This window comes from Kitasatospora nipponensis (assembly GCF_039528135.1).
Taxonomy (GTDB): domain Bacteria; phylum Actinomycetota; class Actinomycetes; order Streptomycetales; family Streptomycetaceae; genus Kitasatospora; species Kitasatospora nipponensis.
In genome coordinates this window covers 1-9,034 of sequence record NZ_BAAALF010000082.1, presented here as the reverse complement: position 1 = coordinate 9,034, position 9,034 = coordinate 1, and the positions used below count along the sequence as shown (strand labels likewise).

Sequence of the window (9,034 nt, the reverse complement as noted above, 5' to 3'; positions counted from 1 at the left end):
CCCCCCCCCCCCCCCCCCCCGCCCGGCCCCCCCCCCCCCCCGATGCGGCCGCCGACGCCGCACGGGGCGACGCGGGCCGGGCCCCGGCGGCACCGAAGGGGCGGCGGGAGGCGCCGGCGGGCGGTGCGGAGGAGGGTGGCGCGGCCGGGGCGGCGGGCGGGTTGCTCGGCTCGCTGCTGAGCAACCCGGCGCTGAAGTCGTTCGCCCGGTCGGCGGGGACGCAGCTGGGGCGGGAGATCTCGCGCAGCCTGTTCGGGACAGCGAAGCGGAAGCGCTGACAGATTTCACTTTCTGTCATCTGATAGCTGCGATCTGTCATCGCGCACCTGATGGTCGGGATCGGTTGTCCGTCAGTGGCCAGTGGCCAGCGGTCAGCGGTTGTCCGTCAGCTGCTATCGGCCAGTGGGCAGCGGTCACCCGTCACCCGCCGCCCCGTGGGCCTCACCCGCGCAGCGCCGCGCCGATCCGGTCCATCGACGAGAGCCGCATCAGCCCGTAGTTGTAGAACTCGACCTCGGGGACGCCCAGGTCCCGCAGGACGGTGATCTTCGCCGCCAGGTTGGCGGCCCCGTCACAGTCCTCGGCCATCGGGCGCAGGATCACCGCCAGGTCGGCCGGCCGCACGCCGTGCAGGGCGAAGGCGGCGACCTTCTCGCGCACCGCCTCCGGGCTCTTGGCGTACCCCAGGGTCTCGATCCCCACGCCGGCCTTGGCGAGGGCGGGCAGGTCGATGCCGGAGAGCCAGCCGGTGCCGGGACCGCCGCCGTCCATGAAGCTCAGCCGCATGCCCAGCCGGCGGGCGTGCTCGTCCAGGTCGGCGGCGAGCGAGGTCACCGTGGCGGCCGAGGCGTCCACGTAGGCGGCCAGGGCGCCGTCGGCGAGGGTGTCCAGGGCGCCCGGTTCGGCGGCGGCCCGCTCGTCGTCGAGCCGGCGGCGGATCTCGGCGGCCACCACCCGCCGGACGTCCTCGGCCGGCACCCCCCGCCCGGTGGCCGCGCTGTGGCAGTGCGGGCAGAAGCAGAGCCCCAGCAGGGCCTCGGTCACCGGGCCGAGCTGCTCGAAGTAGCGCTCGTGGTGGTAGCCGTGCCGCAGGCCGTGGAAGTGCAGGGACTCGGCACGGATCGCGTCCACGCCGTAGCGGGCGAGCTCGTCGAGCAGGGTGTGGGCGTACGCGCGGACCTCGGGGTCGGCCGGGCAGAGCTCCGTGAGGTGCCGGTCGCCGAAGGCGTTGGCCGGGGCGCAGTCCGGGTGCTGGAAGCCGAGCCGGTCGTTGTGGCAGAAGACGGTCCAGGCGTGCAGCTTCAGGCCGCGCCGGCGGGCCTCGTCGGCGGCCTCGGCGAACGGGTCGCGGTCACCGATCGCGGTGGACGCCACCGGCGCCAGGCGCCGCCCCGCCCAGCGGGCCGGGTCCGGCCGGAAGTACGCCGCGCCCGGTTCCAGGTAGCGCAGCACGCGGCTGGGGTGGTGCGGGAAGACGTCGCGGGCCTCGTGGTAGACCGAGGCGAGGGTGACGCCGCCGACGCCGGCCCGGTCGGTGAGGTTGCCGAAGAAGGTGTCCGCACCCTCGTCGATCAGGTCGGTGGCGAAGGCGAGGACGGACGACTGCACGGCGCGGCTCCGGGGCGGGGGGTACGGGGGACTCACGCTAGCCGCCCCGGACGGCAGTGGTCTATACCTGCCGCGCGTCCGGTGGCGTCACAGGCCCAGGTCGTCCAGCTGCTTGAGCAGGTCCGCGTGCGAGCCCGCCGCCGGGGTGGCGCCACCAGCGCCACCAGCGCCACCGGCGGCGCCGGCGCTACCGGTCAGGCCGGGCAGGCCGCCGCCGGCCGCGGCCACCGCGCGCCGCCCGCTGCGGTCACGGAAGAGCCAGGCGCCCGCCAGCCCGCCGACCAGTCCGCCCAGGTGGGCGAGCCAGCTCACCCCCGGCACCCCGGGCACGGCGCCGACGACGATGTACGCGAACGAGGCCGCCATCACCACGCCGACCAGGGTGTCGATCAGGTGCCGGTCGAAGATGCCGCGCAGCACCACGTAGCCGAAGTAGCCGAAGACCAGGCCGCTGGCCCCGGCGCTGACCGTCACGGTGCTCTGGAAGATCCAGACCGCCAGGCCACTGGTGACCGAGATCAGCACGGTGAGTCCGGCGAACTTCTTCACCCCCCGGTACGCGGCCAGGAAGCCGAAGACGAAGAGCGGACCGGAGTTGGACTCCAGGTGGGCCCAGCCGAAGTGCAGCAGCGGGGCGGTGAAGAAGTCCGGCAGGCTGGCGAAGGAGTGCGGGCGGATCCCGAACTGCAGGACGAGCCCGTTGTCGTCCGACCAGTTGCCGATCTGGATGGCCCAGATGAGGCAGAGGAACCCGAACATCACGAAGAACGCCTTGCGGGCCTCCGCGATCATCCGCGCCTCGGCGCTGCGCAGTTCGACGTCCGCCATCCCTGTTCCCCTCCCGAGCGCTTCCTGGGGCCGATGGTAGGGCCTGCCCGCGGCGGTCGGGTAGCTCCGGCGGGCCGGCGCTACCCGGTGGGCTCGGCCTTCTTCGCACCCGAGGCCGTCCTCGCACCCGCCGTCTTCTTCGCACCCGCGGCCGACTCGGCGGTCCTGGCCGTCTTCGCGGTCTTCGCCGCCTTGGCCGCGCGCTTGGCCTCCTGCTTGTAGGCGCGGACCTCGACCAGCGAGTCGGGTCCGGTGATGTCGGCCACCGACCGGTGGCAGCCCTCCTCCCCGTACGGCCCGGCCGCCTCCCGCCAGCCCGCGGGGCGGACCGCGAACTGCTTGCCCAGCAGGGCGAGGAAGATCTGCGACTTCTGGGCGCCGAAGCCCGGCAGCGCGGTGAGCCGCCCCAGCAGGTCGCCGCCGTCGGCGGCGTCGCGCCAGACCGCCGCGGCGTCACCGTCGTAGTGCTCCACCAGGTGCCGGCAGAGCTGCTGGATCCGCTGGGCCATCGAACCCGGGTAGCGGTGGACGGCCGGCTTGGCCGAGAGCAGCGCGGCGAACTCGTCGGGGTCGTAGTCGGCGATCACCCGGGCGTCCAGGTCGTCGGCGCCCAGCCGCTGCGCGATGGTGTACGGGCCGGTGAACGCCCATTCCATCGGGATCTGCTGGTCCAGGAGCATGCCCGTCAGGGCGGCCAGCGGGCTGCGGCTGAGCAGCGCGTCGGCGTCCGGTTGCTGGGCGAGGTGCAGGGTGATGGCCATGGTCTCCATGGTGCTGGTGCCGGCTGGGCGGGCCGTTCAGCAACACGCCGCCGGGCCCGGCGGGCGACCGCGCCGCACCAGGAGCAGGACGGCCGCGACCGCGAGCGTGCCGAGCACGCCGCCGGTGGCGATCACCCGGTGCACGGGTGCGAACTCGGCGGCGGTGCCGGCCAGCGTCATGCCGATTCCCTGGGCGGTCATCAGGCCGCCGGTGAGCAGGGTCATCGCCTGCCCGCGCAGCCGTTCCGGAACCGCGGCGAGGAACCACTGGTCCAGGCCGAGCGTGTAGCAGATCCCGCAGCCGGTCAGGAACTGGCAGGCCAGCGCCCAGCCGAAGGCCGGGTGGGCCGCGTAGCCCAGGGCGGGCAGCATGGCGAGGACGGCGACCGGGAAGGTCAGCCGGGCCCGGCCGCGCGGGCCGAGCAGCGAGCCGGCCAGCGACTCGGCCGTGATCGCGCCGATCGGCATGCCGCACATCAGCAGGCCCAGGCCCGCCGGGCCGAGGCCGAGCGCGCCGGCGTAGGGGGTCAGCAGCGACTCGGAGACCACCGCGAAGGCCGGCGGCACCCAGGCGAGCAGCAGCAGCGCGCGGATCCGCGGGTCGCCGAGCAGCAGCCGCACGCCGGCCAGTGAGTCGGCCACCAGCGCGAACGGGGCCACCAGCGCGGACGGGCGGTCCGCGACCGCCGCCCCGCCGGCCCGGGCCGACGGGGCGGTGCGGGCCGGGCGGGCCCGGGTGCCCAGGCGCAGCAGCAGGGCCGAGCCGAGGAAGGTCGCCACCGTGAGTCCGAGGACGGCCCGCGGCGGGACGGCCGCCAGCAGCAGCCCGCCGGCCGCGAAGCCGGTCAGCTGGGCGCCCTGCGAGACCAGCCGCAACACCGAGCGGCCCAGCACGAACCGGTCCCCCTCGCCGAGGACGTCGCCCAGCGTCGCGGCCCTGGTACCGGTGAGGACCGGGGCGACGGTGGCGCTCAGGCAGCGCAGCACCAGCAGGGCGAGGACGGGGACCGCCGGCAGGACGGTCCCGGCCGCACAGCCCGCGCAGAGCAGGTTGCAGAGCACCAGGACCCGGCGGGCCGGGTAGCGGTCGGCGACGGCCGCGAGCAGGGTCCCGCCGACGGCGTACGGGAGCAGGCCGACGGCGAAGGTGAGCGCGCTGAGCAGCGGCGAGCCGGTGCGCTTGAAGACCAGGACGGCGAGCGCGAGTTCGCAGACGACGTTGCCGAGGACGGCGAGCAGGTGGGCGGCGAAGACGGCGCGGAACTCGCCGACCGCGAAGACCTCGCGGTAGCCGGCGCGGGGTCCGACCCCCTCGCCACCGGTGGTGGCGGTGGGGGCGGGCACGGGGACGGGGGCCGGCACGGGGCCGGGAGCGGCGGGCATGGTGGGAGCCTGCGGGCCGGCCGGTCGGCGCACTATTCTTTCGGCTGCGGACGAATCTCCCGCACGGCGAGCGATGGCGGAGGTCGGCGCCCGTGGCACCGGAACTGGTCTTCACCGCAGGCGATCTGATGCACTGCCGGTTCGCCTTCTCGCCCCTCTGCGAGACGCACGAGGCCGTCCGGACCCTGCGGCGCGCGCGCCGGCACGGCTACCACCAGCCCTGGCTGCGGCGGGTGCGCCCGTTGCCGGCCGAACTGGACCTCTCCGCGCTCTGGTTCCTGATGCCGCCCGAGGGCGGCTACACCCCGGACTTCCTCGGCCCGCCGCCCGTCGGCGCCCCGGCCTCCGCCTTCGCGGCCGGCGTACCCGGCGCACCCGGCGCGCCTGTCGCGCCTGTCGCGCCCGTCGCCCCCGCCGTCCCGGGACCGGACGCGGTGGACGGGGTCTTCGCGGGGGAGCTCGCGCGGCTGCGGGCGACCGATCCGGCCCTGGCGCACAGCGAGTTGGCCAGGTCGCTGGCCTGCACGCCCGGCGCGGCCGACTCGCCGCGGGGCCGGGCGATGCTCGCCGATCCGGCCGCCACCGTCCAGCAGCTCGCCGATCTGACCGAGCGGGCCTGGCAGGTGCTGGTCGCCCCGCACTGGCCGCGGCTGCGCTCGGTGCTGCAGGCCGACATCGCCCACCGCTGCGACCGGCTGGCCCAGGGCGGCCTGGCGGGTCTCTTCGCCGATCTGCACCCGTCGCTGAGCTGGGAGTCCGGGCGGCTGACGGTGCGCGGGTCGGGCATGCCGCCGGAACTGCGGGACCCGCAGGCGCGCGGGCTGCTGCTGATGCCGAGCTGCTTCGCCTGGCCGGATGTGGTCAGCGGGTTCGCGCCCCCCTGGCCGCCGGCCGTGATCTACCCGGCCCGGGGCCTGGCCGACCTGTGGCGTCCGGCGGTGCGCGCGGGCGGCGCGGCCCTGGTGGGGCTGCTGGGCGCCAACCGCGCCGCGCTGCTCGCCTCGTTGGCGACGCCGGCCTCGACGGGCGAACTGGCCGACCGTCACGCGCTGGCGGCGTCCTCGGTCTCCGCCCACCTCTCGGCGCTGCGCGCGGCGGGACTGCTGCGCTCGCACCGCCGCGGTCGCCGGGTCCTCTACCAGCGCACGGCGCTGGGGGACGCCCTGGTGCGGGCGGGCGATCAGTCAACTCATCGGTAGATATGTCAGTCGACGCCAGAAGCGCGGAAGGTTTCGCGAGAATCCTCAGATCATCCTCAAGTAATAGGAAATATCTCCTTCCAGGGGTTACGAGAATCGATTTCCGGGTTAGGTTTCCTGCCGTTGTGCGGCCGTATCCTGCGCCGCGCAGGAAGGCAGCGTCATCAGATGAGTACGGACACCAGCAAGCACGCGCAGCCCGATTCGCCGGCCGGTCGACCGGTCGCGGGAGCCGGTGGGGGGCACGGCGGGGAACACGGTGGGGCCGGGCACCTCCAGGCCGGTCTGAAGAACCGCCATCTCTCCATGATCGCGATCGGCGGGGTGATCGGGGCGGGGCTCTTCGTGGGCTCCGGAGCCGGGATCGCGGCGACCGGTCCGGGCATCCTGCTCTCCTACACGCTGGCCGGGGTTCTGGTGGTGATGGTGATGCGGATGCTGGGCGAGATGGCCGCCGCCGACCCGCAGAGCGGCTCGTTCTCCGCCTACGCGGACCGGGCGCTGGGGCGCTGGGCGGGCTTCACGATCGGGTGGCTCTACTGGTTCTTCTGGGTGGTGGTGCTGGCCGTGGAGGCCACCGCCGGCGCCAAGATCCTCAACGGCTGGCTGCCGGCCGTGCCGCAGTGGGCGTTCGCGTTGCTGGTGATGGCGGTGCTGACCGCCACCAATCTCTTCTCGGTCGCCAGTTACGGCGAGTTCGAGTTCTGGTTCGCGGGCATCAAGGTGGTGGCGATCGCCGCGTTCATCGTGATCGGCGTGCTGGCCGTCCTCGGTCTGCTGCCGGGCACCCACGCGGTCGGCACCGACAACCTGTTCGGACACGGCGGATTCCTGCCGCACGGCGTCGGCGCCGTCTTCACCGGCATGCTCACCGTGGTCTTCGCATTCATGGGAAGCGAGATCGTCACCCTGGCGGCCGGTGAGTCCCAGGACCCGCAGAAGGCGGTCAGCCGGGCGACCAACAGCGTCATCTGGCGGATCGGCGTCTTCTACCTCGGTTCGATCGCGATCGTGGTGACCCTGCTCCCGTGGGACGCGGCCTCGGTCAAGGGGAGCCCGTACGTCGCGGTGCTGGAGCACGTCGGGATCCCGGGCGCGGCGCAGGTGATGAACGTCATCGTGCTCACCGCGGTGCTCTCCTGCCTCAACTCCGGGATGTACACGGCCTCCCGGATGGCCTTCTCGCTCGGGCAGCGCGGCGACGCGCCGCGGGCCTTCGCCCGGGTGACCGGACGGGGCGTGCCGCGCACCGCGATCCTGGCCTCGGTGGTCTTCGGGTTCGTCGCGGTCTTCTTCAACTACACCTCGCCGGACACGGTCTTCCAGTTCCTGCTGAACTCCTCCGGCGCGGTGGCGCTCTTCGTCTGGCTGGTGATCTGCTTCTCGCAGCTGCGGATGCGCCGGATCATCGAGCGCGAGGCGCCCGAGCGGCTGACCGTGCGGATGTGGCTCTTCCCGTACCTGACCTGGGCCACCATCGGGCTCATCGGGTTCGTGGTCGCCTACATGTTCACCGACCACGACGGCCGGATCCAGATGGTCCTCTCGCTGGTCGCGGCCGCGGTGGTGCTGGTGGCCGCCCGGATCGTGGAGGGCCGGCGCCGGGCGGCGGCGGCCGACGCGGTCGAGCCGGTCTGACGGGGCTCCGGGCCGGTGACCGACAGGTCCCGGCCCGGCCCGGTCAGTGCGGCTGGACGGAGTGGATCCGGGCGAGCGCGAAGACCCGCTGGTCGTCCCGGAGATGGCACCAGGCGAACAGGTGCGGCGGATCGAGTTCCAGGTCGCTGATGGTCCGCACGGTCCGGGCGCCCGAGGTGGCCTCGTACTCGATGACCACCGGTTCACAGGCCCGCACCGCGTACGCCAGCCGGCGCACGTCGGTGGGCGACAGCTGCCGGGCGTCGTGCGCGATGAGTGCCTCGGGCGCCTCGTCGGAGCCCTGGCGCCGGCCGGGGCCGGCCGTCCTGGCCAGCAACCGGCCCGCGAGCGCGCGCAGTTCGGCCGGGGACTGGCCGGACCGGACGGGGCCGGCCACCGCGCCGCGCGGTCGTGGCAGCGCCGGTGCGCGGTCCGCGCCGGTGCGTTCGATCCGCACGGTGCCGTCGACGTCCTCCTCGACCGGTGCGTAGCCCTCCGCGCGCAGCGCGGCCAGCGTGGCCGCCGGGTCCGCGGCGCTGACCAGCACGGTCGGTGCCAGCTGCCGCAGCCGCAGGACGGCGAGCCGGCGGTGCACGGCGACTTCGGCGAGCAGCGCGGGGTCGGCGCCGTGCAGCACGCAGCCCGGGGTGAGCACCCGGATCCGGCCGTGCCGGCGGGCGGTGTCGGTGATCAGGTAGGCCAGCGGCTGCGGCAGTTGCCCCCGCCCGGTGTCGCCGCCCGGCCCGCCGCCGGCGCGCGGGCCCGGGCCGCCGGTGGCGGAGATCGCGGCCAGGTCGGCGGCCAGGGCCTGCGGGGTGTAGCCGGCGTCCAGCGCGCGGCGGACGCTGGCCGGGGTGAACCGCCAGACCGACGCCATGCCGCGCGACTCGCGGTCGGCGGCCAGGTCGAGCAGGCCGGCCAGCCGGCCCGACGGTGCGCCGGGCACCACGGCGGTCAGGTCGGTGCCCAGGCGGGCCCGCTCGGTGGCCGGTGGCAGCAGCCGGGTGGCGCAGCGCGCGAGCGCGTCGGGCTGGTCGGCGGACTGGGCGGCCAGCGCCGCACCGAGCGGGGAGAGCGTCCCGCGCGCGATGATCCCCAGCAGCTCGGCCTCGCGGATCACCGTGCCGAACGGGCTGTCGCCGTCCTGCGCCAGCTGGTCGGCCAGCGGGCGGTGCCAGGCGGTGAGCGCGGCCAGGCCGGTGGAGCGGGCCGTGCCGCGGCCCTGCGGCAGCCGGCCGGCCGCGGTCAGCAGGCCGCGCCGGGCCTGGCGGCAGCTGGGGCTCGGCGGCCTGCCGACCAGGGCCGGCCAGGCCTTGCCCTCGGCGTCCCGCGAGGCGGTGGGGGTGAACGGCAGGGCCCACCAGGCCAGCGTCAGCGCGATCAGCTGCCGGGCCGGGGGCTGCTGCACCCAGGCGTCGTACGCCTCGGTCATCACCGCCTGCCCGCCGGCGGCCGGGTCGTCACCGCCCTGGACCGGCCGCCCCGGCTGAACCTGACCCGGCTGAACCTGACCCGGCTGAACCTGACCCGGCTGAGGCTGACCCGGCTGGAGCCGGCCGGCCCGGCCCGGGGCGCCGAGCACCTGCGGACCGCGGGCCGGGCCGGCGTGCGCGCGGG

7 protein-coding genes and 1 pseudogene are annotated in these 9,034 nt (G+C 75.1%); 3 read left to right on the top strand and 5 right to left on the bottom strand.

Going from position 1 to position 9,034, the window contains the following annotated elements:
- Positions 1-278 (top strand): annotated as a pseudogene (locus ABD323_RS46065) (hypothetical protein); the annotation flags it as partial.
- 163 nt (positions 279-441) lie between these two features.
- Here the strand turns inward: ABD323_RS46065 and ABD323_RS21985 are convergent.
- From ABD323_RS21985 to ABD323_RS21970, 4 genes are all read right to left on the bottom strand, one after another.
- On the bottom strand, positions 442-1,608 hold the full coding sequence (locus ABD323_RS21985; protein ID WP_344443569.1) for a hypothetical protein: 1,167 nt from the start codon (positions 1,606-1,608) through the stop codon (positions 442-444).
- A gap of 87 nt (positions 1,609-1,695) precedes the next feature.
- Positions 1,696-2,436 (bottom strand): rhomboid family intramembrane serine protease, encoded by a 741-nt coding sequence (locus ABD323_RS21980; protein WP_344443568.1) that lies wholly within the window; start codon positions 2,434-2,436, stop codon positions 1,696-1,698.
- 80 nt (positions 2,437-2,516) lie between these two features.
- Entirely contained in the window at positions 2,517-3,197 is a 681-nt protein-coding gene (locus ABD323_RS21975) for an HhH-GPD-type base excision DNA repair protein (RefSeq protein ID WP_344443566.1), read from the bottom strand.
- Between the two features lie 36 nt (positions 3,198-3,233).
- The gene (locus ABD323_RS21970) at positions 3,234-4,580 is read right to left on the bottom strand and encodes an MFS transporter (RefSeq protein ID WP_344443565.1); all 1,347 of its coding nucleotides are present in this window, start codon (positions 4,578-4,580) and stop codon (positions 3,234-3,236) included.
- Between the two features lie 92 nt (positions 4,581-4,672).
- Between ABD323_RS21970 and ABD323_RS21965 the strand changes: the two genes are divergently transcribed.
- Together ABD323_RS21965 and ABD323_RS21960 are read left to right on the top strand one after the other, a co-directional pair.
- Positions 4,673-5,779 carry an ArsR/SmtB family transcription factor gene (locus ABD323_RS21965; protein ID WP_344443564.1) on the top strand — a complete coding sequence of 369 codons (1,107 nt, stop codon included), beginning with the start codon at positions 4,673-4,675 and terminating at the stop codon, positions 5,777-5,779.
- Positions 5,780-5,947: 168 nt separating this feature from the next.
- Positions 5,948-7,417: an amino acid permease gene (locus ABD323_RS21960; protein ID WP_425556105.1), complete on the top strand. Its 1,470-nt coding sequence runs from the start codon at positions 5,948-5,950 to the stop codon at positions 7,415-7,417.
- Between the two features lie 43 nt (positions 7,418-7,460).
- Here ABD323_RS21960 and ABD323_RS21955 read toward each other — a convergent pair.
- A partial coding sequence (locus ABD323_RS21955) for a helicase-associated domain-containing protein (protein WP_344443563.1) occupies positions 7,461-9,034 on the bottom strand: 1,574 nt, incomplete at its 5' end.